The organism is Mangrovihabitans endophyticus (genome assembly GCF_014646155.1).
Classification (GTDB): Bacteria; Actinomycetota; Actinomycetes; order Mycobacteriales; family Micromonosporaceae; genus Actinoplanes; species Actinoplanes endophyticus.
Window position 1 is genome coordinate 2,007 of record NZ_BMMX01000046.1, and the last position, 26,968, is coordinate 28,974.

Genomic DNA, 26,968 nt, shown 5'->3' on the forward strand with positions numbered 1-26,968 from the left:
TCAGCGGTCGCTCAGGCGGCCGAGTTCGTTGTCGATGAAGGCGAACACCTCGTCGGCCGAGGCGGCGCCGAGCCGTTCCGCGACGTCCGGCTCCTGTGGGCCCGCCGCGCCGGCGGCGCTCTCGGGTGCGGGGGCGCGCCAGATCTCCAGCATCTGGCGCAGCCGCGTGGTGACCGCGGCGCGGGTGACGTCGTCGGGTTCCGCGGCGCGCAGCGCCGCGCCCAGCCGGTCCAGCTCGCCCAGCAGGGCCGGGCCTTGCTGGGCGGTGTGCTCGGTGAGCAGTTCCTTGGTGAGATGCTCGGCGAGCACGGCCGGGGTGGGGTGGTCGAAGACCATGGTGGCGGACAGCCGCAGCCCGGTGACGGTGCTGATCCGGTTGCGCAGTTCCACCGCGGTCAGCGAGTCGAACCCCAGGTCGCGGAACTCGCGGCGGGCGTCCACTGCGGACGGGTCGGGGTGGCCCAGCACCCCGGCGGCCTCCGCCCGGATGAGATCGGTGATGTAGCGGATCCGGTCTTCCTCGCGGCGAGCGGCCAGTTCGCCGGTCAGCTCCGCCAGGGTGGCCGCCTGCCCGGCCCGCCCGGCGGCGGTGCGCCGCGCGCCGGTGACCAGGTCGCGCAGCACCGCGGGCACCTCGCCGGGCATCCGCACGCCGGTGGCGGCCATGCCGACCGGCACCAGGTAGGCGCCGCCGTCGGCGAGCGCGGCGTCAAACAGGGCCAGGCCCTGCTCGACCGACAGCGGCGGCATGCCCGCCGAGGCCCGCTGCATGGCCTGCTGGTCCAGGGTGGCGGTCATGCCGGCGCCGGGTGCCCAGGCCGACCAGGCCAGCGACTGGGCGGGCAGGCCGTGGCCGCGCCGGTGCTCGGCGAGCGCGTCCAGGAAGGTGTTGCCGGCCGCGTAGTTGGCCTGGCCGGCGCTGCCCATGACGCCGGAGATCGAGGAGAACAGCACGAAGGCGTCCAGGTCCCGGTCGGCCGTGGCCTGATGCAGATGCCACGCCGCGTCGACCTTCGGCGCCATGACGGTGCGCAGCCGCTGTTCGGTCAGCGCGGTCACCACGCCGTCGTCCAGCACACCGGCCGTGTGCACCACCGCGGACAGGTCCGGAATCGACGCGATCAGCACCCGCACCGCCGCGGCGTCCGCCAGATCGCACGCCACCACCTGGGCGCCGGTCTGCTCCGCGAGGTCCGCTGCGCCCGGTGCCTGGGGGCCGCGCCGGCTGGCCAGCACCAGGTCCGCGCCGCGCTCGGCCAGATGCCGGGCCAGTTCCGAGCCCAGACCGCCGGTGCCGCCGGTGATCAGCACCGTGCCGCGCGGCTGCCACGCCGTACCGTCCACACCGGACGCACGATGCAGGCGCGGCACCCGCACCTCGCCGTCGCGGATCGCGAACTGCGCTTCGCCGTCCGGGATCCGGTCCGGGTCGGTGGCGGCGTCGGCGAGCAGGAACCGGCCGGGATGCTCGGACTGCGCGGCGCGCACCAGACCCCAGAGGGCCGCGGCGGCGACGTCGCGGACCGGATCGTCCGGGCCGGTGCTGACCGCACCGTCGGTGCGGAACAGCAGACGCGCGGCGCCGAACCGGTCGGTGGCCAGCCAGCGCTGGATCAGGTCGAGGGCGCGTTCGGTGAGGCGGTGCGCGGCCTGCGCCACGCCGCCCGGGTCGCCGGAGATCGGGACCACCACCAGGTCGGTGTCGCCGGGTAGCGCGTCCAGGGTGGTGTCCAGGTGGCATACCCGGCCCGGCCGCGTGGCCCGGGTGGTGACCGGCCAGCGCAGGCCGAGCAGCGATCCGCGGGGTCCGTGATCGTCGGCGGCAAGCGCGTCGCGCAGGGTGAGCGACTCGATGGACAGCACCGGCGCGCCGGCCGGGTCCACCGCCGCGACGCGGCAGTCGTCGTCCGCGCCGTGCCGGGTGACCGTCGCGCGCAGGGTGACCGCGCCGGAGGCGTGCAGGGTGACGCCGCGGAACTCGGCCGGTTCGCGGCGGGGCTCCAGCAGCGCGGTGAGCAGGTCCGGGTGCAGCCCGAAGTACGCGGCGTCGCCGGCCAGCGCGTCGGGCAGGGTCACCTCGGCCGGGTCGGCGGACACCGGTAGCGGCTCGCCGGGATCGCCCGCCAGCACGCCCTCGGCGTGTCCGATCCATGCGTGGTCGCCGGTGCGGGAGTGCACGCTCACGGTGCGGCGCCCGTCGGCGTCCGGGGCGCCCACGCGCACCTGCACGGAGACCGGGGCGCGTTCGGTGAGGGCCAGCGCGGCGCCCACGGTCAGGCGTTCCACCCGCGCCGCGCCCACCTGGTCACCGGCGCGCACCGCCAGTTCCAGCCAGGTCGCCGGGGGCACCGTGTCGTACCCGGCGAGCCACGGGTGCACTCGCAGCGACAGCAGGCCGGTGAACAGCATCTCGTCGGCGCCGGCCACCGCGACCGCGGCGCCCAGCAGCGGGTGCCCGGCGGCGGTCTGCCCGACCGAGGTGATGTCGCCGCCGGCCGCGGCGGGCCGGGGCCAGAAGCGCCGGTGCTGGAACGGGTAGGTGGGCAGCGGCACCCGGCGCGCGTCCGGATACCACGGCGTCCAGTCGATGTCGACGCCGTTGACGTGCAACACCGCCGCGGCGGCCAGCATCGCGTCGGCTTCGGGCCGGTCGCGGCGCAGCAGCGGGGTGACCACGTCGGCGTCCAGGTGCGCGACCAGCGCGGCGTCCGGTCCGGCCTCCACGATGGTGTCCACGCCCAGGCCGCGCATGGCGGCCACGCCGTCGGCGAAGCGGACGCAGGCGCGGGCGTGCCGCACCCAGTATTCCGGGTCGGTGACCAGACCGGCCTCGACCGGGCCGCCGGTGACCGTGGAGACCATCGGCAGGGTGGGTTCGTGCAGGGTCAGTCCGGACACCACCGCGCGGAAGGCGTCCAGCATCGGGTCCATCAGCTCGGAGTGGAAGGCGTGGCTGACGGTCAGCCGTCTGGTGCGCTCGAAGCGGGCAGCGGCGGCGGCGACGGCCTTCTCCGGTCCGGACAGCACGATCGCGTCCGGTCCGTTCACCGCCGCGACGGTGACGCCCTCGACGTCGGCCTCGGCCGCCTGCACGGCGATCATCGCGCCGCCCGGCGGTAGTTGCTGCATGAGCCGGCCGCGCGCCTGGATGAGCGTGCACGCGTCGTCCAGCGACAGCACCCCGGCCACGTGCGCCGCGGTGATCTCGCCGATGGAGTGGCCGCCGACCGCGTCCGGTTGCACGCCCCACGACTCCAGCAGCCGGTAGAGGGCGACTTCGACGGCGAAGATGGCCGGCTGGGCGTTGCCGGTGGCGTCCAGGTCGTCCCAGTCGATGTCCAGCCGGGCGCACACCGCGGCGAACGCGTCCCGGAACACGCCGAAGCGCTGCGCCAGCTCACGTCCCATCCCGGCGCGCTGGGTACCCTGGCCGGAGAACATCACCCCGACCGAGCGGTACGCGGCCACGCCGCGCGCCACCGCCGTGTCACCGGCCAGCACCGCCCGGTGCGGCAGCGCCGCCCGTCCGGCGGCCAGCGACAGGCCGATGTCGGCGGGTGCGGCGTCGACCGCACGGACCAGCTCGATCTGGGCGTCCAGCGCGGTTTCGTCCCCGGCGGAGACCGGCAGCGGCACCGGTGCCGGGTCGTTCACCGGCCGCGATGCCTCCGATGGGGACGCGGGTGGTTGTTCGATGATGACGTGCGCGTTGGTGCCGCTGATGCCGAACGAGGACACCCCGGCCCGCCACGGCCGGTCCACCTGAGGCCACGCGGACGCCTCAGTCGCCAGCCGCACCGCGCCGGTGTCCCAGTCCACGTGCGTGGACGGGCGGTCCACGTGCAGCGTCGCCGGCACCGAACCGTGCCGCATCGCCTGCACCATCTTGATGATCCCGGCCACCCCGGACGCCGCCTGGGTGTGCCCGATGTTCGACTTCACCGACCCCAGCAACAACGGACGATCCTCGGAACGATCCCGCCCGTACGTCGCCAGCAACGCCTGCGCCTCGATCGGGTCCCCCAACGTGGTGCCCGTGCCGTGCGCCTCCACCACGTCCACGTCCACCGTGGACAGTCCGGCGGCGGCCAGCGCGGCGCGGATGACGCGCTGCTGGGACGGGCCGTTGGGGGCGGTCAGCCCGTTGGACGCGCCGTCGGAGTTCACCGCCGACCCGCGCACCACCGCGAAGATGTCGTGTCCGGCGGCGATCGCGTCGGACTGCCGCTCGACCAGCAGCACGGCGACGCCCTCGGACCAGCCGGTGCCGTCGGCGGCGTCGGCGAACGCCTTGCACCGTCCGTCCGGGGCGAGGCCGCCCTGCCGGGTGAATCCGGTAAAGCTGGTCGGGGTGGACATCACCGTGACACCGCCGGCCAGCGCCAGATCACACTCGCCGGAGCGCAGCGCCTGCGCCGCCAGATGCAACGCCACCAGCGACGACGAACACGCCGTGTCCACCGTCACCGCCGGACCCTCCAGGCCCAGGGTGTAGGCGACCCGGCCGGAGATGACGCTGGTGGCCAGGCCGGTGGTGGCGTGCCCCTCGACGTCCTCGCGGGAGGTCATCACCAGGTTCGTGTAGTCCTGGCCGCCCGCGCCCAGGTACACCCCGGTGCGGGTGCCGGCCAGCCGCTGCGGGTCGACGCCCGCGCGTTCGATCGCCTCCCAGGAGGTCTCCAGCAGCAGCCGCTGCTGCGGGTCCATGGCCAGCGCCTCGCGTGGGGAGACGCCGAAGAAGCCCGCGTCGAAGTCCCCCGCGCCGGTGAGGAATCCGCCGTACCGGGTGGCGCTGGAGCTGCGCGCGTCCGGGCCGGCGGCGAACAGGGTCTGCAGGTCCCAGCCGCGGTCGGTGGGGAATCCGGTGATGCCGTCGCCGCCTGCGGCGACCAGATCCCACAGCTCGTCCGGTGAGGTGACGCCGCCGGGCAGCCGGCAGGCCATGCCGACGATCACCACCGGGTCGGCGCCGGTGTCCCGCCAGGCCGGGGCGTCGCCGGTTTCCTGCTCGTCGGTCAGGTCGGCGAGGATCCGGGCGGCCAGCGCGGCGGGCGTCGGGTGGTCGAAGATCAGGGTGGCCGGCAGCCGCAGGCCGGTGGCCTCGCCGAGCGCGTTGCGCAGTTCCACCGCGGTCAGCGAGTCGAAGCCCAGCTCGCGGAATTCGCGGCGGGCGTCGATCGCGGACGGCGAGGCGTACCGGAGCACCGCGGCGGCCCGTTCCCGAACCAGGTCGGTGACCAGCTTGAGTCGTTCCCGTCCGGCGCGGCGCAGCCGCGCGGCCAGTTCGGCGAGCACGGCGGCCCCGCCCGGCCCGGTGGCGGCCACCCGGCGGCTGCCGCGCACCAGGTTGCGCAGCAGCGGCGGCACCACCGGCAGCGGTTCGCGGGAGGCGGGCATGTGCACCGGCATCAGGTACGGCTCGGCGGTGCCGGTGGCCGTGTCGAACAGGGCGAGGCCCTGCTGCGCGGTCAGCGGGGGCAGCCCGGCGGCGGCGATGCGGCGCACGTCGGCGTCGGTGAGGGTGGCGGTCATGCCGGTGCCGCCGGCCCAGGCGGGCCAGGCCAGCGACTGGGCGGCCAGGCCGAGGCCGTGCCGGTGTGCGGCCAGCGCGTCCAGGAACGTGTTGCCCGCCGCGTAGTTCGCCTGGCCGGGGCTGCCCATCAGTCCCGCGGTGGAGGAGAACAGCACGAAGGCGTCCAGGTCGCGGTCCGCGGTCGCCTCGTGCAGGTGCCACGCCGCGTCCACCTTCGGCGCCATGACCGTGCGCAGCCGCTGCGGCGTCAGCGAGGTCACCACGCCGTCGTCCAGCACGCCGGCGGTGTGCACCACCGCGCACAGATCCGGGATCGACGCGATCAGGTCCCGCACCGCGGCCCGGGACGTCAGGTCGCACGCCATCACTCGCGCGCCGGTCTGCGCCGCCAGGTCTGCCGCGCCCGGCGCCCGCTGACCGCTGCGGCTGGCCAGCACCAGGCGGGCGCCCCGGTCGGCCAGGTGCCGCGCCAGCACCGAGCCCAGACCGCCGGTGCCGCCGGTGATCAGCACCGTGCCGCACGGCTCCCACGCCGTAGCGTCCGCATCGGACGCACGGACCAGGCGCGGAACCCGCACCTCGCCGTCGCGGACCCGGAATTCGGTGTCGCCGCCGGCCAGGTGGCCGGCGAGCGGCGGCAGTCCGGTGTCGTCCGAGTCGAGGAGCGCGAACCGGCCGGGGTTCTCCGCCTCGCTGGCGCGGATCAGGCCCCGCACGCCGGCGGCGGCCAGATCGCCCCGCCGGGTCACCACGGCCAGGCGACCGTCGTTGTCGCCGTCCAGCCAGTCCTGCACCCGGCGCAGCGCCGCCGCGGTCAGGCGGTGTGTCTCGGCGATCAGGTCGGCGCCGGGGTCGCCGGCGAATTCGACCACCGCGGGTTCGGCCACACCGGTGTCCGGTGACGGTTCGCTGGGCACCCAGTCCACGCGCAACAGGTCGCCCGCGGCGGTGGCGGTCCCGGCCGTCTCCAGGGTGCCCAGGGTCACCCGGCCGGCCGTCAGCACCGGCGCGCCGGCCGGGTCGACCGCCGTGATCGCCACGGTGTCCTCGCCGGCCGGGGCGACCCGCGCGTGCAACCGGGTGGCCGAGCGGGCGTGCAGGGTCACGTCGCGCCACGCCACCGGCGTACCGGGCAGGATCCGGTCCAGCAGGACGGGATTGATGCCGTACGCGCCGGCGTCGTCCACGGACGCCTCGACGGTGCCGTCGCCCGGCGTGATCGGCTCACCGGCGGACATGCCACCGGCATCCAAGGTGCCCTGGGCGTGACGGGTCCAGGGGGCGTCCGCGGCGGCCCCGCTCGCTCGGGCGGACAGGGTCACGGTGCGGGCGCCGGTGTCGTCGGCGGGTCCGACGCGCACCTGCACCGCGGCCTGCTCGCGCAGGTCGGCGAGCACCTCCAGCTCGCGCACGTGCGGGGTGCCGGCCTCGTCCCCGGCCCGCACCGCCAGTTCCAGCCAGGCGCTGCCGGTCACCTCGCCGACCAGCCCGGTGAAGACCATCTCGTCGGTGTCGGCCAGTGCGACGGCCGCGCCCAGCAGCGGGTGCCGGGCGGCGGTCAGACCGGCCGCGGCCACGTCGGCGGCGCCGGACGGGCGAGGCCAGTAGCGCTCGTGCTGGAACGGGTAGGTGGGCAGCGGCGTCCGGCGGCCTCCGGCATGCCAGGGGCGCAGGTCCACGTCCACGCCCGCGCACCACAGCCGCGCGGTCGCCGCGGCCAGCGCCTCCGGTTCGTCGCGGTCGCGGCGCAGCGTCGGCACCACCACGTCGGCGTCGATCAGCGCGGCCAGCGCCGAGTCCGGTCCGGTCTCTACGAAGGTGTCCACGCCCGTCTCGCGCATGGCCGCGACGGCGTCGGCGAAGCGGACCGTGGCCCGCACGTGCCGCACCCAGTAAGCGGGGTCGGTGAATGCGGTGGTCTCGACCGCGCCGGTGACCGCGGACACCAGCGGCGTGGCCGGCCGATGGAAGGTGATCCCGGAGATCGCCTCGGCGAACTCGTCGAGCATCGGGTCCATCAGGCTTGAGTGGAAGGCGTGGCTGACGGTCAGCGGCCGGGCCTTGCCGAAGCGTGCAGCCGCCGCCTGCACCCGCTCGCGGGGGCCGGACAGCACGATCGAGTCCGGGCCGTTGACCGCGGCGACGTCCACCCCGTCAAGGTCGTCCACATCGGACTCGGCGGCGCGCACCGCGACCATCGCACCGCCGGCGGGCAGCGCCTGCATCAGCGCGCCCCGCGCGGTGATCAGCGTGCAGGCGTCGGCCAGGGACAGCACCCCGGCCACGTGTGCCGCGGCGATCTCCCCCACCGAATGCCCGCCGACCACCTCCGGCTTGACACCCCACGATTCCAGCAGCCGGAACAGCGCCACCTCCACCGCGAAGATCGCCGGCTGCGCGTTGCCGGTCGCGTCGAGATCGTGCCAGTCCACCCCCGGCAGCAGCGCGCACACCTCGTCGAACGCCTCGCGGAACACCGGGAACCGGTCATACAGGCCGCGACCCATCCCGGCCCGCTGGGTCCCCTGGCCGGAGAAGACCATGCCGACGGTCCGCCGGTCGGCGGTGCCGCGCAGCACCGTGTCGCCGAGCAGCACCGCCCGGTGCGGCATCGACGTGCGCCGCGCCAGCGAGAACCCGAGGTCGGCGGGCGCGGCGTCCAGGCCGCGCACCGCCTCGATCTGGGCATCCAGGGCGGCCTCGCTGCGCGCGGAGACCGGCAGCGGGACGACCGCCGTGCGTTCCGGCGCGTCGCCGGGCGGCGGCGCGGCAGGCTCGTCGGCGACGGCGGGCCGGTCCTGTTCGATGATCACGTGGGCGTTGGTGCCGCTGATGCCGAACGACGACACCCCGGCCCGCCACGGGCGGGAATAGCCGGGCAGCGGCATCGCCGCGGTGACCGGGCGCACCGCGCCGGACGCCCAGTTCACCCGGGACGACGGCGGGTCGGCGTGCAGCGTCGCGGGCACCACGCCGTGCCGCATCGCGAGCACCATCTTGATCACCCCGGCGACGCCCGCGGCGGCCTGGGTGTGCCCGATGTTCGACTTGATCGAGCCGAGCAGCAGCGGCACGTCCCGGTCCTTGCCGTACGCGGCCAGCAGGGCGTGCGCCTCGATCGGGTCACCCAGCGGGGTGCCGGTGCCGTGCCCCTCCACCACATCCACCTCGGCGGGCTTCAGGTCGGCGCTGCGCAGCGCCCGCTGGATGACCCGCTGCTGGGCGGGGCCGTTGGGGGCGGTGAATCCGTTGGACGCGCCGTCGGAGTTGACCGCGCTGCCGCGCACCACGGCGAGCACCTCGTGGCCGTTGCGGCGAGCGTCGGACAGCTTCTCCAGCACCAGCAGGCCGACGCCCTCGGCCCAGCCGGTGCCGTCCGCACCGTCCCCGTACGCCTTGCACCGCCCGTCCGAGGCCAGGCCGCCCTGGCGGCTGAACTCCATCAGCGAGCCGGGCGTGGACATCACGTTGACCCCGCCGGCCAGCGCCAGCGTGCACTCCCCGGCGCGCAGCGCGTGCGCGGCCAGGTGCAGCGACACCAGCGACGACGAGCACGCGGTGTCCACGGTGACCGCCGGGCCCTCCAGACCCAGCGTGTAGGAGATGCGGCCGGAGACCGCCCCGGCCGCGATGCCGGTGCCGATGTCCCCGGTGGCGTCCTGCACGTCGCGCACCAGCAGGTACGCGTAGTCCTGCCCGTTGGTGCCCAGGTAAACGCCGGTGGGGCTGCGGCGCAGCGCGGCCGGGTCCAGCCCGGCCGACTCGAACGCCTCCCAGGCGGTCTCCAGCAGCAGCCGCTGCTGCGGGTCCATGGTGACCGCCTCGCGCGGCGCGATGCCGAAGAACGCGGCGTCGAACCCGGCCACGTCGTCCAGGAAACCGCCGGACTGGCTGACCTGCATGCCGCGGGCGTCCACCCCGGCCTCGCGCAGCGCGGCCAGGTCCCAGCCGCGGTCGGTGGGGAAATCGCCGATCGCGTCACGACCGTCGATCAGCAGCCGCCACAGGTCCTCCGGCGATCGCACGCCGCCGGGGAACCGGCAGCTCATGCCGACGATCGCGATCGGCTCGGTGCGGTCGGCGATGAGCTGCTGGTTCTGCCGGCGCAGGCGTTCGGTCTCCTTGACCGACGAGCGCAGCGCCTCGACGACCCGGTCGCTGGGCGAGGTCATTGGTCCCCCTGCTCCTTGAGCGCCGCCTGGACGAGGCTGTCGACGTCCATTTCGTCGATCGAGTCCTCGGACAGCGACGCGGATCCGTTGGCGGTGCGGCCGGCCAGCCGCATCAGCGGCTCCAACACGCCGATGTCGCGTAGCTGGTCCAGTGAGACCTGGGCCAGCACCGCGCGCAGCGCGGCCTCGTCGTCGCCGGCCGCCTCACCGGCGAAGCACGCGTCCACGATGTGCTCGGCCAGCGCGACCGGGGTCGGATGGTCGAACACCAGCGTGGTCGGCAGGTCCAGCCCAGTGGCCGCGCCGAGCTGGTTGCGCAGTTCCACCGCGGACAGCGAGTCGAACCCGAGGTCGCGGAACGCCTTCTCGTCGCCCACCGCGGCCGGGTCGGGAAGCCCCAGGGTCTGCGCCGCGTGCCGGCGCACCAGGTCGACCGTCGCGGCCAACCGGTCCGCCGCGGACAACCCGGCCAGGGTGGCGCGCAGGTCCGCGGCGGCTGCCGCGGGTGCCGCGGCGGCTGCCGTCACCGTCTCGTAGTCCGGCATCTCCACCAGCAGGCGGGTCGGGCGCACCGAGGTGAACGCGGTGATGAACGGCGCCGGGTCCACGTCGGCCACCAGGGCCACCGGCTCCGGCGCGAGCACCACCTGACGCAGCGCGGTGACCGCGAGGTCCGGGTCCAGCGGTTTGATGCCGGTGCGCCGGGCAGCCGTCAGGGCCCGCTCGTCGGCCGCCATCCCGGCGCCGCCCCACGCGCCCCAGGCCACCGAGGTGGCCGCGAGGCCGCGGGCACGCCGCTGCTCGGCGAGCGCGTCCAGCACCGCGTTCGCGGCGGCGTAGTTGGCCTGGCCGGGGTTGCCGACCGCGGCCGAGGCCGACGAGAACAGCGCGAACACCGCCAGGTCACGATCGGCGGTCAGCTCGTCGAGGTGACGCGCGGTGGTGACCTTCGCGCGGAACACGGCGGCGAACTGCTCGGCGGTGAGGCCGTCGAGCACCCCGTCGTCGAGCACCCCGGCCGCGTGCACCACCGCGGTCAGGTCGCCGATGCCGTCGAGCACCCGGGCCAGGCTGTCGCGGTCTGCCGCGTCGCAGGCCACGATGCGTGCCCGCGGGCCGAGTTCGGCGGCCAGCCCGGCCGCGCCCGGCGCGTCCATCCCGGCGCGGCTGAGCAGCACCAGGTCCGCCGTTGCGGCGGCGGCCAGGGTGCGCGCCACGTGCGCGCCCAGCGCACCGGTGCCGCCGGTGATCAGCACCGTTCCGGACGGCTCCCAGTCGCGGGCCGGGCGGTGCGGCACCGCCGCCATGCGGCGGCCGAACACCGCAGCCGAACGCACCGCGACCTGGTCTTCGCCCTGCGGGTCGGCGAGCACCGCGGCCAGCCGTCCGGCAGCGCCCGCGTCCAGCACCGGAGGAAGGTCGATCAGACCTCCCCAGCGGTGCGGGTACTCCAGCGCGGCCACCCGGCCGAGGCCTTGCACGGCGGCCTGCACGGTGCCGGGCACCGGCTCGCCTGCCGAGACGGCGACCGCGCCCCGGGTGGCGCACCACAGCGGCGCGGTCACCTGGGCGTCGCCGAGGGCCTGCACCAGGGCGGTGGTGAGCAGCACCCCGGCCGGCACGTCACCGGTCACGTCCTCGGCCAGCGCCAGCAGCGACAGCACGCCGGTCACCTCGCGGGCGCCGATGTGGTCGCGCAGCAACGCGGTCATCGCCGCACGGTCGGCTTCGGGCGCCTCCACGACGGTCGCGGCGGAGCCCAGGGTGGCCAGCACCGCGGTCACCCACGGGTCGGCGCCGGCGCCCGCGGGCACCACCACGACCCAGGTGCCGGCCGGAACGCCGGTGGCCGGGCGGTTCAACGGCCGCCAGGCGATCTGCTGCCGCCATCCGTCCACGGTGGACTGGGTGGCGCGGCGGCCCCGCCAGTCGGACAGCGCCGGCAGCACCTTCGCCAGCGCATCACCGTCCACGCCGAGCGTGCCGGTGAGGGCGTCCAGGTCGGCGGCGCGCACCAGGTTCCAGAACTCCGCGTCGGCGGTGTCCGCACCCGGCGTCACGGGCCGCGGCTCCGGCCAGAACCGTTGCCGGCGGAAGGCGTACCCGGGGATGTCGGCGTGCCGGGCGCCGGTGCCGGCGAAGAACGCGGCCCAGTCCGGGGTGGTCCCGGTGACGTGCAGCCGGGCCAGCGCCGTGGTCAGCGCGGTCTCGTCGGCACGGTCGGCGCGCAGCACCGGCACGGTGAGCGCGTCCGGGACAATGCCCGCCGCCATCGCGCTGAGCACGCCGTCCGGGCCGATCTCCACGAAGGAGGTCACGCCCTCGCGGTGCATCGTGGCGACGCTGTCGGCGAACCGGACCGCCTCGCGCACATGCCGCACCCAGTATCCGGGCGTGGTGACGAGGTCCGCGTCGGCCACCTCGCCGGTGACGTCCGAGACGAGGGGGATCGCCGGGGCGGCGTACGACAGGGTCCCGGCGACCCGGCCGAACTCGTCGAGCATGGCGTCCATGTGAGCCGAGTGAAATGCATGGCTGACCCGCAAACGCCTAGTCTTGCGGCCCTGCGCGGCGAATCCGTCCGCCAGGTGCCGGGCGGCGTCCTCGTCCCCGGCGACCACCACCGAGGTGGGGCCGTTGACCGCGGCGATCGACACACCGCCGGTCAGCCGGTCGGTCACCTCCTGTTCGGTGGCCTCCACGGCGATCATCGCGCCGCCGACGGGCAGCGAGCGCATCAGCGACGCGCGGGCCGCGACCAGCCGGACCGCGTCGTCCAGGGAGAACACCCCGGCGACGTGCGCGGCGGCGATCTCCCCGATGGAATGCCCGGCCACCAGATCCGGCCGCACGCCCAGCGAGGTCATCAGGCGGTACAGCGCGACTTCGATGGCGAACAGCGCCGGCTGGGTGTATCCGGTGTCGTCCAGCAGCGCCGCCTCGGCGCTGCCCGGCTCGGCGAACAGCAGCTCCCGCAGCGGACGGTCCAGGGTGGTGTCGAAGCGGGTGAGCACCTCGTCCAGGGCGTCGGCGAAGACCGGGAACCGCGCGTACAGCTCGCGTCCGGCGCCGGCGCGCTGCGCGCCCTGGCCGGAGAACAGGAACGCGGTCCGGCCGGAGCGGGCCACCCCGCGCAGCACCCGTGCCGAGGGCACCGAGCCGGCCAGCGCGGTGAGGCCGTCGCGCAGGTCGTCCGCGGTGGTGGCGACCACCGCCGCACGGTGTTCCAGGTGTGCCCGGGCGGCGCAGGTGCGCGCCAGGTCGGCCGGGTCGACGTCGGTGTCCAGCAGGCGGCGCGCCTGGTCGGCGACCGCGTCGGCGCTGGGCGCGGAGACGGTGACCGCGACCGCGCCCGGGACGAGCCCGGCCGGTGCGGCCGGTGCCGGGGCGGGATGCTCCAGGATCACGTGCGCGTTGGTGCCGCTCGCCCCGAACGACGACACCCCGGCCCGGCGGGGGCGGTCCACCGGCGGCCACGGCGTCGCCTCGGTGAGCAGGGACACCGCGCCGACGGTCCAGTCCACGTGCGCCGAGGGCCGGTCCACGTGCAGGGTGCGGGGCAGTTCGCCGTGCCGCATCGCCAAGATCATCTTGATCACTCCGGCCACCCCGGACGCGGCCTGGGTATGCCCGATGTTGGACTTCAGCGCGCCCAGCAGCAGCGGAGTCGTGCGGTCCTGCCCGTACGTGGCCAGCAGCGCCTGCGCCTCGATCGGGTCACCGAGGGAGGTGCCGGTGCCGTGCGCCTCCACCGCGTCCACGTCAGCCACGGTCAGCCCCGCGTTGGCCAGGGCGCGCCGGATGACGCGTCGCTGCGACGGCCCGTTCGGGGCGGTGATGCCGTTGGAGGCGCCGTCCTGGTTGATCGCGGATCCGCGCAGCACCGCCAGCACCTGGTGCCCGCGCGCCGCCGCGTCCGAGGCCCGCTCGACCACCAGCATGCCGACGCCTTCGGACCAGCCGGTGCCGGCGGCCGAGTCGGCGAACGCGCGGCACCGCCCGTCGACCGACAGCGCGCCCATCTCGCCGAACTCGACGAAGCCCACCGGTGTGGACATCACCGTGACGCCGCCCGCCAAGGCGATCGAGCACTCCCCCGCGCGCAGCGCCTGGGCGGCCAGGTGCAGCGACACCAGCGACGACGAGCAGGCGGTGTCCACGGTGACCGACGGCCCTTCCAGACCGAGGGTGTAGGAGACCCGGCCGGACAGCAGGCTGGCCGACTGGGCGGTCTCCACATGCCCGATCTGGCCCAGGTCCGGGCGGTAGTCGCCGCTGCCGCCGCCGACGAAGACGCCGGCGTCGCCGCCGCGCAGCCCGGTCGGGTCGATGCCGGCGCTCTCCAGCGCCTCCCATGAGGCTTCCAGCAGGATCCGCTGCTGCGGGTCGAGCACGATCGCCTCGCGCGGGGAGATGCCGAAGAACGCCGGGTCGAAGTCCGCCACGTCGTAGAGGAATCCGCCGTTGCGGGTGACGCTGCGCCCCCGGCCCTGCGCGTCGCCGTGGGTCAGCCGGTCGAGGTCCCAGCCGCGGTCGGCGGGGAAGTCGCCGATCGCGTCGACCTCGTCGCGCATCAGCCGCCACAGGTCCTGCGGTGAGCGCACCCCGCCCGGGTAGCGGCAGGCCATGCCGACGATGACGATCGGGTCGTCGGCGTCGGCTGCGGCGCCCCGCACCGGCGCCGCGTCGGTGGCGCCGCCGTTCAGCTCGGCGTGCAGGAAACCGGCCAGCGCCTGCGGTGTCGGGTAGTCGAACACCAGCGTGGCGGGCAGGGTCAGCCCGGTCGCGGTGGCTAGCTGGTTGCGCAGGTCAACCGCGGTGAGCGAATCGAAGCCCAGGTCGCGGAAGGGGGTGCCGACGCCGATCGGGTCGACGCCGGGATAGCCGAGCACACCGGCCGCCTGTTCGCGGACCAGGGTGAGCAGGTGCGCCACGTCGCGGGTGGCGCCGGTCGCCGCCGGGACCGCGGCACGGGCCGGCGCCGACGTACGCGCCTCGGGCAGGTCCGCGAACAGCGGCGCCGGACGGTTCCGGGTGAACGCGGGCGCGAACCGTTCCCAGGCCACGTCGGCCACGGTCACCGACGCGCGGGTGTCCCGGGCCAGCGCGGACAGCGCCCGGTCCGGGTCCATCGCGGGCAGGCCGTTCACCCGCAGGTGCGCGGCGAGCCCGGCGGGGGTGGCGCCGGTCCAGGCGCCCCAGGACACCGCGACGGTGCCGGCGCGCCCGGCTGCCACCGCGTCCACGTAGGCGCTGGCGGCGGCGGCGCCGTGCTGGCCCGCCACCCCCCAGACACCGGCGATGGAGGCGAACAGGATGGTCGTGGTGGTCCCGGCGGGCAGCCCGTCGAGCTGCTCGCGCAGCGCGGCGAGCACCGCCGCCGGGTCGTCGGGTCGCGCCGCGTCGTCCGGGCCACCCGGCTCGGCGGCTTCCGGCTCGGCGGCTTCCGGCTCGGCGGCGAACAGCACCGCGCCGGGTTCGGTCCCGTCCAGCGAGCCGGCGACGGTCAGCTCCGCCCCGGCCGCCGCGAGGTCGTCGCGCAACCCGGCCACCGCGGCGGCGTCGGCCGCCCGGTCCACGACGACCACGTGCCGGGCGCCGTGCGCGGCCAGCCAGCGGGCCACCGGCGCGCCGAAGCCGGCCACGCCGCCGGTCACCGCGACCGTGCCGTCCGGTTGCCACGGCGTGCCGTCCGCGGTGTCGCGCACCAGCCGCCGGGCGTGCACGCCGGTGGCGCGCACCGCGATCTGGTCCTCGGCCGTGCCGTGCGCAGCGACGCCGACGGCGGCCAGCCGGGACAGGGTCCGCTCGTCCAGCTCGCGCGGCAGGTCCACCAGGCCGCCCCAGGTCTGCGGACGGTCCAGGGCGACGACGCGGCCGACGCCCCACACCGCCGCGGCGTCCGGGTCGGGCGCGGCGTCCGCCGGTCCGACCGCCACCGCGCCGCGGGTGACGCACCACAGCGGCGCGGTGATGTCCGCGTCCGCCAGCGCCGCGGCCAGTTCGTGCGGCCATCCGGCGGTGATCGCGAGCACCCGGTCGTAGTCGCCGGCCGGCAGCGGCTGCCCGGCGATCGCGGTGGTCCCGCCGATCGCGGCCGCCACCCGCTCGGCCCACGGGTCGTCACCGGCGGGCATCAGCACCAGGGTGCGCGGCGCCGTGGCGGGCGCGTCCGCGGCCGGAGTGACCGGTCGCCAGGCGATGCGGTAGCGCCACGGCGGCACGTCCCGGGCGTCCCGCCATGCGGTGAGCGCGGCCAGGTCGCCGCGGTCCACCGCGTCCCAGAACGCCGCGTCCGGGCCGGGCTGCGGCGCCGGCGCCATCTGCGGCCAGTAGTCCTCGCGCTGGAACGCGTACGTGGGCAGGTCCACCCGGCGGCCGACGGCGAGCAGCGGCGCCCAGGCCACCGGCACGCCTGTCACGTGCAGCCGGGCCAGCGCGGTGAGCAGTGCGGCCGGCTCGTCGCGGTCGCGGCGCAGGGTCGGGACCACCACGTCGTCCGGGTGGTCGATCTGCGCGGCCAGCGCGCTGTCCGGCCCCGCTTCCAGGAAGGTGTTCACGCCCGCGGCGCGCATCGCGGACACGCCGTCGGCGAAGCGCACCGTCTCGCGGACGTGCCGCACCCAGTAGTCCGGGTCGGTGAACAGGTCGGTCTCCACCCGTCCGGTCACGTTGGACACCAGCGGCAGCGCCGGCGGGTGCAGCGCCAGACCGGCCACCACCGTGCGGAAGTCCGCCAGGATCGGGTCCATCAGGCCCGAGTGGAAGGCGTGCGACACCTTGAGCGTGCGGGTCCGGCCGGTGACCTTGCGGCGGACCCGGTCCACCGACTTCTTCGGTCCGGAGATCACCACCGCGCGGGGGCCGTTGACCGCGGCCACCGACACGCCGTCGGTCAACGCGTCGCGGACCTCGTCCTCGCTCGCCTCCAGGGCCACCATCACGCCGCCGTCCGGCAGCGCCTGCATCAGCGCGCCCCGGGCGGCGATCAGCGCGCACGCGTCGTCCAGCGACAACACCCCCGCCACGTGAGCCGCGGCGATCTCGCCGACCGAGTGGCCGCCGACCACCTCCGGGCGTACGCCGAACGACTCCAGGAGCCGGAACAGCGCCACCTCCACCGCGAAGATCGCCGGCTGCGCATTCCCCGTCGCGTCCAGGTCGTCCCAGTCCACGCCGGGCAGCAGCGCGCACACCTCGTCGAACGCCTCACGGAACGCCGGGAACCGGTCATACAGGCCGCGGCCCATCCCGGCCCGCTGCGTCCCCTGACCGGAGAACAGCACGCCGACGGTCCGCTCGGAGGCGGTGCCGCGCACCTCCTCGTCGCCGATCAGCACGGCGCGGCGATCGAACGTGGTCCGGTCCAGCAGGGTGCGTCCCACGTCCGCCGACCGGTGCGCGGTCGCGGCGGCGCGCAGGCGGGCGATCTGCGCGTCCAGGGCGGCGTCACCGCGCGCGGAGACCAGCCACGGCACCGGCGCATCGTCCACGGTCGGCGCGGCGGGGGCCGGTGCCGGATCGCCCTGCTCCACGATGACGTGGGCGTTGGTGCCGCTGACCCCGAACGCCGACACGCCCGCCCGGCGCGGCCGCTCGCCGTCCGGCCAGTCGCGGGCCTGGTCCACCAGGTCCAGCACGCCGGCCGACCAGTCCACGCGCCCGGAGGCGGCGTCCACGTGCAGGGTGCGCGGCATCGCTCCGTGCCGCATCGCCAGAATCATTTTCAGGATGCCGGCCACGCCCGCCGCCGCCTGGGTGTGCCCCAGGTTCGACTTGACCGCGCCGAGCATCAGCGGGGCGCGCCGGTCCGTGCCGTACGCGGCGATCAGCGCGCCCGCCTCGATCGGGTCGCCCAGCGCGGTGCCGGTGCCGTGCGCCTCCACCGCGTCCACATCGGACGCGGCGAGCCGGGCGTCGGCCAGCGCGGCCCGGATGACGCGCTGCTGCGCGCGCCCGTTCGGCGCGGTCAGCCCGTTCGAGGCGCCGTCCTGGTTCACCGCGCTGCCGCGCACCAGCGCGAGCACGTGGTGGCCGTTGCGGCGGGCGTCGGACAGCCGTTCCAGGACCAGCACCCCGGCGCCTTCGGACCAGGCGGTGCCGTCGGCGCCCTCGGCGAACGCCTTGCACCGGCCGTCCGGCGCCAGCCCGCCCTGCGCGCTGAACTCGACGAACGCGTCCGGGCTGGACATCACCGACGCGCCACCGGCCAGCGCCAGGGTGCATTCGCCGCCGCGCAGCGCGCGCACCGCCAGGTGCACCGCGACCAGCGACGCCGAGCAGGCGGTGTCCACGGTGATCGCCGGGCCCTCCAGGCCCAGCGTGTAGGACAGCCGGCCGGACATCACGCTGGCGGTGTTGCCGGTGGCCACGTGGCCCTGCACGTCGGCGGTGCCGCGGCGCAGCACGCTCAGGTAGTCCTGGCCGTTGGTGCCGACGAACACCCCGGTGGCCGAGCCGCGCAGCCGGGCCGGGTCGATGCCGGCCCGCTCGCACGCCTCCCACGCGGTCTCCAGCAGCAGCCGCTGCTGCGGGTCCATGGCCAGCGCCTCGCGCGGCGAGATGCCGAAGAACGGCGCGTCGAACCGGCCCACTCCCTGCAGGAAGCCGCCCTCCAGGGTGGCGGATCCGCCGCGGGCCAGCGCGGAAAGGTCCCAGCCGCGGTCGGCCGGGAAGCCGCCGATGGCGTCGCCGCCGTCGGCGAGCAGCCGCCACAGGTCCTCCGGCGTCGCCACGCCGCCGGGGAACCGGCAGCCCATGCCGACGATCGCGATCGGGTCGTCGGTCACGGCGCCCGCCACCGGCACGAGCCCGCCGTCGTCGGCGAGCGCGCCGGTCAGCGCGGCCAGCAGGTGGTCGGCCAGGTCCGCCGGGGTGGGGTAGTCGAAGACCAGCGTCGCGGGCAGGGTCAGCCCGGTCGCCGCGGACAGGCTGTTGCGCAGCTCCACGATGGTCAGCGAGTCGAAGCCCAGGTCGGCGAACGCCTCGGTGGCGCCCACCGTGCTGCGGTCGGCGTGTCCCAGCACCGCCGCCGCGCTCGAGCGCACCAGGTCCAGGACCAGCTTGGCCTGCGCGGCCTCGCTGCGCCCGGCCAGTTGCTCGCGCAGGGCGGCGCTGCCCGCCGGGGCGGCGGTCGCCGAGCGGCGCACCTCGGGCAGCTCGGCCAGCAACGGTCCGGCGAAGCGCGCCGCGTACGTGGCCCAGTCGATGTCGGCGACCAGCACCGCGGTGTCGTCGCGTTCCACCGCCTGTTCCAGCGCGGCCAGCGCCAGCGCCGGTGGCATCGGGGTGAACCCGCCGCGGCGCACCCGCTCGGACACCCGGTCGGTGTCCGCCATGCCCGCCTCGGCCCACGGTCCCCATGCCACCGCCGTGGCGCGCAGTCCCTGCGCGCGGCGCTGCGCGGCGAACGCGTCCAGCCAGGCGTTGGCCGCGGCGTAATTGCCCTGCCCGGCCGCGCCGAGCACACCCGCGACCGAGGAGAACAGCACGAACGTGTCCGCGTCGCGGGCCAGCTCGTGCAGGTTGCCGGTGGCGGCCGCCTTCGCCCGGTGCACGGCGGCGAAGCGCTGCGGGGTGAGCGCGTCGATCACGCCGTCGTCCACGATCCCGGCGGCGTGGAACACGTTGGTGACCGGTACGCCGGACAGCGCCGCGGCCAGCGCGTCGCGGTCGGCGGCGTCGCAGGCCACGATGGTCGCCCGGTCCCCCAGGTCGCGCGCCAGCTCGGCCGCGCCCGGCGCGTCCGGGCCGCGGCGGCTGAGCAGCAGCAGATGCTCCGCGCCACGCTCGGCCAACCGCCGCGCGAGCTGCGCGCCGATGCCGCCGGTGCCGCCGGTGATGACCGTGGTGCCGGCCAGGTTCAACGGGTGCGCGGCGGCGCCGGTGCCGCCGCTCGCGTGCACCAGCCGTCGCGCGTACACGCTCCCGGCGCGCACCGCCAGCTCGCCCCCGGCGAAGCTGAGCGTCACCGGGGTGCCCGGCTGCGCGGCCGGATCCAGATCGATCAGGCCGCCCCAGCGGTCCGGGTGTTCCAGCGCGACGACCCGGCCGAGCCCGTGCACGGCGGCCTGGTCGGGGTCGGGTGCCGGGTCGGTGTCGCCGACCGCGACGGCGCCGGTGGTGATCAGCCACAGCGGGGCGCCGACACCGGCGTCGCCCAGCGCCTGCACGGCTGCGGCGGTCGTGGCCGCGTCGGGCAGCACCGCCAGCACGCCGTTCACCTCGGCTCCGGTCGCGGCGATGCGGTCCGCGGCGGTGCGCAGCGCGGCGGTGATCGCCTCGCGGTCTGGCGCGTCCACGGTCACCGCGGTGGCGTCCAGCGCGGCCACCACGTCCGCGCCGGCGTCCGGCGCGGTCAGGGCCAGCCACGGTCCGGGCCGGTGCTCGGTGCCGGTCACCGGTTGCCAGGTGACCCGGTAGCGCAGACGGTCCACGGTGGACGCCTCGGCGCGCCGCCGCCGCCATCCGGTGAGGGTGGCGCGGGCCTGCTCGTCCAGGGGCAGGTCGCCGCTCTCCACGGCGGCCCAGAATTCGGCGTCCACGGCGTCGGCCAGGTCGGCCGGTTCGGGCCAGAACCGCTGCCGCTGGAACGGGTACGTGGGCAGGTCCAGCCGCGCGGCCGGGCCGTCGAACACGCCCGCCCACGCCACGTCGGCGCCGCGGGCGTAAAGCCGGGCGAGGGCGCCGAAGAGGGTGGCCGCCTCGTCGCGGTCCCGGCGCAGGGCGGGCACGCAGGACAGGGTGTCGCCGGCCGCACCGGTGAGCGCCGCGTCCGGGCCGATCTCCAGCGCGGTTGCGGTGCCGGACCCGGCCAGGTGGCGGGCGGCGTCGTGGAACCGGACGGTGGCGCGCACCTGGTCCACCCAGTACTGCGCGGACGCCAGCCGCTCGGCGCTCACCTGGTCGCCGGTGACCGTGGACACCAGCGGGATCAGCGGCGCCCGGTACGTGATCCGCCCGGCCACCTCGGCGAAGGCGGCAAGCATCGGGTCCATGTGGGCGCTGTGGAACGCGTGGCTGACGCTCAGCCGCCGGGTGCGGGCGAAGCCCGACGCGACCGCGGTGACCGGCTCGTCGTCGCCGGCCAGCACCACCGCCCGGGGACCGTTCACCGCGGCGATCTGCACACCGTCGGTGAGCAGCGGACGCACCTCGTCCTCGCTCGCCTCCACGGCGATCATCACGCCACCCGGCGGCAACTGCGCCATCAGTTCGCCCCGTGCGGCGACCAGGGTGCAGGCGTCCTCCAGAGACAGCACCCCCGCGACCACCGCTGCGGCGTACTCGCCGATGGAATGCCCGGCCACCTTGTCCGGGCTCAGCCCCCACGACTCCACCAGCCGGAACAGGGCGATCTGCATCGCGAACAGCGCGGGCTGCGTCCAGCGGGTGTCGTCCAGCAGGGCCGCGTCGGCGGTGCCCGGCTCGGCGGTCAACAGCTCGGCCAGCGGGCGGTCGAGCACCTGGTCGAAGTGTGCGAGCACCTCGTCCAGCGCGGCGGCGTAGACCGGGAACCGCTGGTACAGCTCGTGTCCCATCCGGGGCCGCTGGCTGCCCTGGCCGGTGAACAGGAAGGCCAGCGAGCCGCGCGCCGGTTCCCCGGTGATCAGGGCCGGGTCGGCGGCGCTGGCGTGCAGCGCGTCCAGGGCGCGCAGGGCCGCGTCGCGGTCGCCGGTGACCACCGCGGCGCGGTGGGTCAGCGAGGCGCGGGTGGTGGCCAGCGCCGCGGCCACCTCACCCAGCCGCAGCTCCGGCCGGTCCTGCAGGTAGGTACGCAGCCGGGCGGCCTGGGCGCGCAGCGCGGCCGGGGTGCGCCCGGACAGCGCCAGCGGCGCGAGGTCCGGTGTGGACACCCGAGCCGCCGGTTCCGGCGCGTCCGGCGCCTGTTCCAGCACGGTGTGCACGTTGGTGCCGGACAGGCCGAACGAGGAGACCGCGGCGCGCCGCGGCCGGTCCGTCTCCGGCCAGGCGGTGGCCTCGGTGACCAGCTCGATCGCGCCCGGCGTCCAGTCCACGTGGCTGGACGGCCGGTCCACGTGCAGGGTGGCCGGCACGGTGCCATGACGCAGCGCGAGCACCATCTTGATCACGCTGGCCACGCCGGAGGCCATCTGGGTGTGGCCGATGTTGGACTTCACCGAGCCGAGCATCAGCGGGCGGGACCGCCGGGTGCCGTACGTGGCCAGCAGCGCCTGCGCCTCGATCGGGTCGCCGAGCTTGGTGCCGGTGCCGTGGCCGTCGACCACGTCCACCTCGTCCGCCGCGACGCCCGCGTTGGCCAGCGCCTGGGTGATGACCCGCTGCTGGGAGGGGCCGTTGGGGGCGGTCAGCCCGTTGGAGGCGCCGTCGGAGTTCACCGCGGAGCCGCGCACCACCGCGAGGATCTGGTGGCCGTGGCGCTGCGCGTCGGACAACCGTTCCACCAGCACCAGCCCGACGCCCTCGGCCAGGCTCATGCCGTCGGCCGCTTCCGCGTACGCCTTGCAGCGCCCGTCGGTGGCCATGGCACGCTGGCGGCTGAAGCCGACGAACGCGCTGGGCGTGGCCATCACGCTGACGCCACCGGCCATCGCCAGGTCGCTCTCTCCGTTGCGCAGCGACTGGCAGGCCAGGTGCAGCGCGACGAGCGAGGAGGAGCAGGCGGTGTCCAGGGTGACCGCCGGGCCCTCGAATCCGTAGTGGTAGGCCAGGCGGCCGGACAGCACGCTGGAGATGGTGCCGGTGACCAGGTGCCCCTCGGCGCCGTCCTGCACCGCGCTGCCCGCGCTGTAGTCCTGGTAGCTGGCGCCGATGAAGGTGCCGGTGCGGCTGCCGCGCAACTGGTGCGGGTCGATGCCGGCCCGTTCCAGGGTCTCCCACGACGTTTCCAGCAGCAGCCGCTGCTGCGGGTCCATGGCCAGCGCCTCGCGCGGCGAGATGCCGAAGAATCCGGCGTCGAAGTCGGCCACGCCGGCCAGGAAGCCGCCGCGGATCGAGTACGTCTTCCCGGACTTGTCCGGGTCCGGGTCGTACAGGCCCTCGGTGTCCCAGCCGCGGTCGGTGGGGAATTCGCTTATCGCGTCGCCGCCGGCGAGCACCAGCCGCCACAGGTCCTCCGGCGAGCCGACCGCGCCCGGATAGCGGCAGGCCATGCCGACGATCGCGATCGGCTCGTCGGCCCGCGTCGCCGCGCCGGCCGACACGGCCGCGGCGCCGTCGCCGGACAGCAGCAGCCCGCGCAGGAAGTCGACCAGGGCACGCGGGTTCGGGTAGTCGAAGACCAGCGTGCTGGGCAGCGCCAGGCCGGTGCCGGCGGTCAGCCGGTTGCGCAGGTCGACCGCGGTCAGCGAGTCGAAGCCGACCTCCCGGAACGCGGTGCGCTCGGCCAGGCTCTCCGAGGAGGCGTGGCCCAGCACCGCGGCGGCCTCGCCGCGCACCAGGTCCAACAGCACCCGGTCCTGCTCGGCCGGGCTCAGCGCGCGCAGCCGGGCGGCGAACTCGCCGTCGCCGGACGGTGCCTGCTGCCGTTGCAGCTCCTGCACCTGCGGCACGTCCTGGAACAGGGTGGTGGGCCGCGCGGACGTGAACACCGGGTAGTACAGGTCCCAGTCCACGTCCGCCACCGTCACCACGGTGTCGTCGGACTCCAGCGCCTGCGCCAGCCCGGACAGCGCCAGCGCCGGGTCCATGAAGACCAGGCCGCTGCGCCGGATCGCGGTCGGGTCGACCCGGCCCAGTTTCATGTCGTCGGCCCAGATGCCCCAGGAGATCGAGGTGGCCCGGGCGCCGCGGGCGCGGCGCTGCTCGGCCAGCGCGTTCAGGTACGCGTTGCCGGCCACGTACGCGGCGTGCTGCCCGCTGCCCCACATGCCGGCGGTGGACGAGTAGAGCACGAAGTCGTCCAGGTCGTCGCCGAGCAGCTCGTCCAGCAGCCGCGCGCCGGTCACCTTGGCGTGCAGCACCTTGGCGAACGCCTCGGGCCCGGTCTGCTCGATCGGGGCCAGCTCGATCAGCGCGGCGGTGTGCACCACGGTGCGCACCGGCGTGCCATCGGCGGCCAGCCGGTCGATGAGTGCCCGCAGCGCGTCGCGGTCGGTGACGTCGCACGCCACCGCCTCGGCCGGGCCGCCCAGTTCGGCGACCAGCTCCGCGGCGCGCGGCGAGTCCGGACCGCCCCGGCTGATCAGCACGATCTTGTCCGCCCCGCGGGCGGCCAGCCACCGGGCCAGGTGCGGGGCGAGGGTGCCGCTGCCGCCGGTGATCAGCACCGTGCCGGACGGCGCCCAGGTCCGCTTCTGGCGGGCCGGGGCGGGCACGATGCGCCGGGCCAGCACGCCGGATGCCCGGATCGCCACCTGGTCCTCGCCGGTTCCGCCGGTCAGCACCGCGGCCAGCCGTCCGGCCGCACGGCGGTCCACCTCGGCGGGCAGGTCGATGACGCCGCCGAAGCGTTGCGGGTGTTCCAAAGCCGCGGTCCAGCCGAGCCCGGCGGCCTGCGCCTGCACCGGGTTGGTCACCCGGTCCGCCCGGCCGGCCGCGACCGCGCCGCGGGTGAGCAGCCACACCGGTGCGTCCAGGCCGGCCTGGATCAGAGCGAGCGTACGGGCCAGCCCTTCGGTGAGACCGGGGTGTGTGGCGCTGTCCCGTTCGTCGGCGGCGAGCACGGAGACCACGCCGGACAACTCGTGGCCGTCCGCGTCGTGCACCACCGTCGCGCCGTGCGCGGTGAGCGCCGCCGCCACCTGCTCGTCGTCGCCGGCCAGCAGCCATGTCCCGGACAGCGTCGCGGGCGGCAGTGCGGTGATCGGCTGCCAGGACTCGCGGTAGCGCCAGCCCTCCACGGTGGAGTCGTCCATGCGCCGCTTGCGGTACCTGGCCAGCGCGGGCAGCACCGGGGTCAGCGCCTCCGCGGAAAGGTCCAGGCGCTGCGCCAGGGTGTCGGTGTCGCCGTCCTCGACGGCGGCCCAGAATCCGTCGTCGTCCGCGCCGCCGGCCGCCTGCACGGGTGGGCGGACCGCCCACAGGAATTCCTCGGTGAACGCGTACGTGGGCAGCGGGATCCGCCGCGCGCCCAGGCCGGCGAAGGCCGGGCTGAGGTCGGCGCGCACGCCGCGGACGAGCGCCTCGCCCAGCGACAGCCAGAAACGGTCCAGCCCGCCGGTGTCGCGGCGCAGCGTGCCGACCACGGCGGCCGGGACGCCGGCCTGTTCGGCGATCGCCTGCACGCCCATGGTGAGCACCGGATGCGAGCTGCACTCCACGAAGACGCGGTGTCCCTGCTCGACCAGCGCCGCCACGGCCGGGCCGAATCCCACGGTGTGCCGCAGGTTGCGGAACCAGTAGCCGGCGTCCATCCCCGTGGTGTCCAGCCAGTCGCCGGTCAGTGTGGAGAAGAACGGCACCGCCGACGCCTGCGGGCGGATCGGGGCGAGCGCGGCGAGCACGTCCTCGCGCAGCATCTCCACCGACTCGGAGTGCGAGGCGTAGTCCACCGCGATGCGGCGCACCCGCACCTCGTCCCGTTGCAGCGCCTCGACCAGGGCGTCCAGCGGCTCGGTCGGGCCGCAGACCACCACCGCGGCCGGGCCGTTGACCGCGGCCAGCGACAGGCCGGTGCCCTCGATGCGGTGCCGGGCCTCGGTTTCGCTGAGCGCCACCGAGATCATGCCGCCGGTGCCGGCCAGCGTCGCCGCGATGGCCTGGCTGCGCAGCGCCACCACGCGCGCGCCGTCGGCCAGCGACAGCGCGCCGGCCACGGTGGCGGCGGCGATCTCACCCTGGGAGTGGCCGATCACCGCGTCCGGGCGTACGCCGTGCGCCTGCCACATCGCGGCCAGCGAGACCATCACCGCGAACGAGGCGGGCTGCACCACGTCGACCCGGTCCAGGGTGGGCGCGCCGTCGGCCTGGCGCAGCACGTCGATCAGGTTCCAGTCGCAGTGTTCGGCCAGCGCGGCGGCGCACTCGCCGAGCCGCTCCGCGAACACCGGCGACTCGTCGGCCAGGCGGGCGCCCATGCCGGCCCACTGGGAGCCCTGGCCGGGGAACACGAACACGGTCTTGCCGTCCACGTCGGCCACGCCGGTGACCACCGCGGCGTCCGGCCGGCCCTCGCCCAGCGCGGCGGCGCCGGCCGGCAGCTCCGGACCGCGGCCCACGAGCACCGCGCGGTGCTCGAAGAGGGCGCGGCTGGTGAGCAGGGAGTGGCCCACGTCGGCCGGGTCCGCCCCGGTCAGCGCCGCCAGGTTCGCCGCCTGCCCGGCCAGCGCGGCCGGGGTCCGCCCGGAGATCACCCACGGCAGCGGGTGCTCCGGGGTGGTCCGCTCGGGCGCCGGGTCGGCGACCGGCGGCTGTTCGATGATGGCGTGCGCGTTGGTGCCGCTGATGCCGAACGAGGACACCGCGCCGCGGCGCAGCCGGCCGCCCGCGGCCGCCCACGGCGCCGCCTCCTGCAGCAGGCTGATGCTGCCCGGCGACCAGTCGATGTGCCCGGACGGCCGGCCCGCGTGCAGGGTGCGGGGCAGCTCGCCGTGCCGCAGCGCGAGGACCATCTTGATGATGCCGGCCACCCCGGCCGCGGACTGGGTGTGGCCGATGTTGGACTTCACCGAGCCCAGGCGCAGCGGCCGTTGCGGGTCGCGGTCCCGGCCGTACGTGGCCTGCAGCGCCTGCACCTCGATGGGGTCGCCGAGCGCGGTGCCGGTGCCGTGCGCCTCCACCACGTCCACGTCGCCGGTGGACAGGCCCGCGTTGGCCAGCGCTTGCGCGATCACCCGCTGCTGCGAGGGTCCGTTCGGGGCGGTCAGGCCGTTCGAAGCGCCGTCGGAGTTGATCGCGCTGCCGCGCACCACGGCGAGCACCGGGTGCCCGTTGCGGCGCGCGTCGGACAGCCGTTCCACCAGCAGCAGGCCGACGCCTTCGGCCAGGGTCATGCCGTCCGCGCCGTCGCCGAACGCCTTGCACCGCCCGTCGCCGGCCAGTGCCCGCTGGCGGCTGAACGCGATGAACGGGTTCGGGTTGGTCATCACGGTCGCGCCGCCGGCCAGCGCCAGGTCGGTCTCGCCGTTGCGCAGCGACTGGCAGGCCAGGTGCAGCGCGACGAGCGACGACGAGCAGGCCGTGTCCACGGTGACCGAGGGGCCTTCCAGGCCGAACAGGTAGGCCAGCCGGCCGGACAGCACGCTCGGGCTGGTGCCGGTGACGGCGTGCCCGGCCGCGTCGGTGTCCAGACCGAGGCCGTAGTCCTGATAGGACGATCCGACGAAGGTGCCGGTGCGGCTGC

The 26,968-nt window shown here is 75.9% G+C and carries 2 protein-coding genes (1 of these 2 running past the window's edge); both read right to left on the bottom strand.

From position 1 onward, the window contains the following. The gene (locus IEY73_RS28485; RefSeq protein ID WP_189082427.1) at positions 1 to 9,705 is read right to left on the bottom strand and encodes a type I polyketide synthase; all 9,705 of its coding nucleotides are present in this window, start codon (positions 9,703 to 9,705) and stop codon (positions 1 to 3) included. Beyond that, positions 9,702 to 26,968, bottom strand: the 3' portion of a protein-coding gene (locus tag IEY73_RS33855) for a type I polyketide synthase (protein ID WP_189082428.1). Its footprint extends 10,009 nt past the window's final position; 17,267 of the gene's 27,276 nt are visible here — the last part of the coding sequence; the start codon falls outside the window, past its right edge; it ends in the stop codon at positions 9,702 to 9,704. The genes IEY73_RS28485 and IEY73_RS33855 overlap by 4 nt, the downstream gene beginning before the upstream one ends.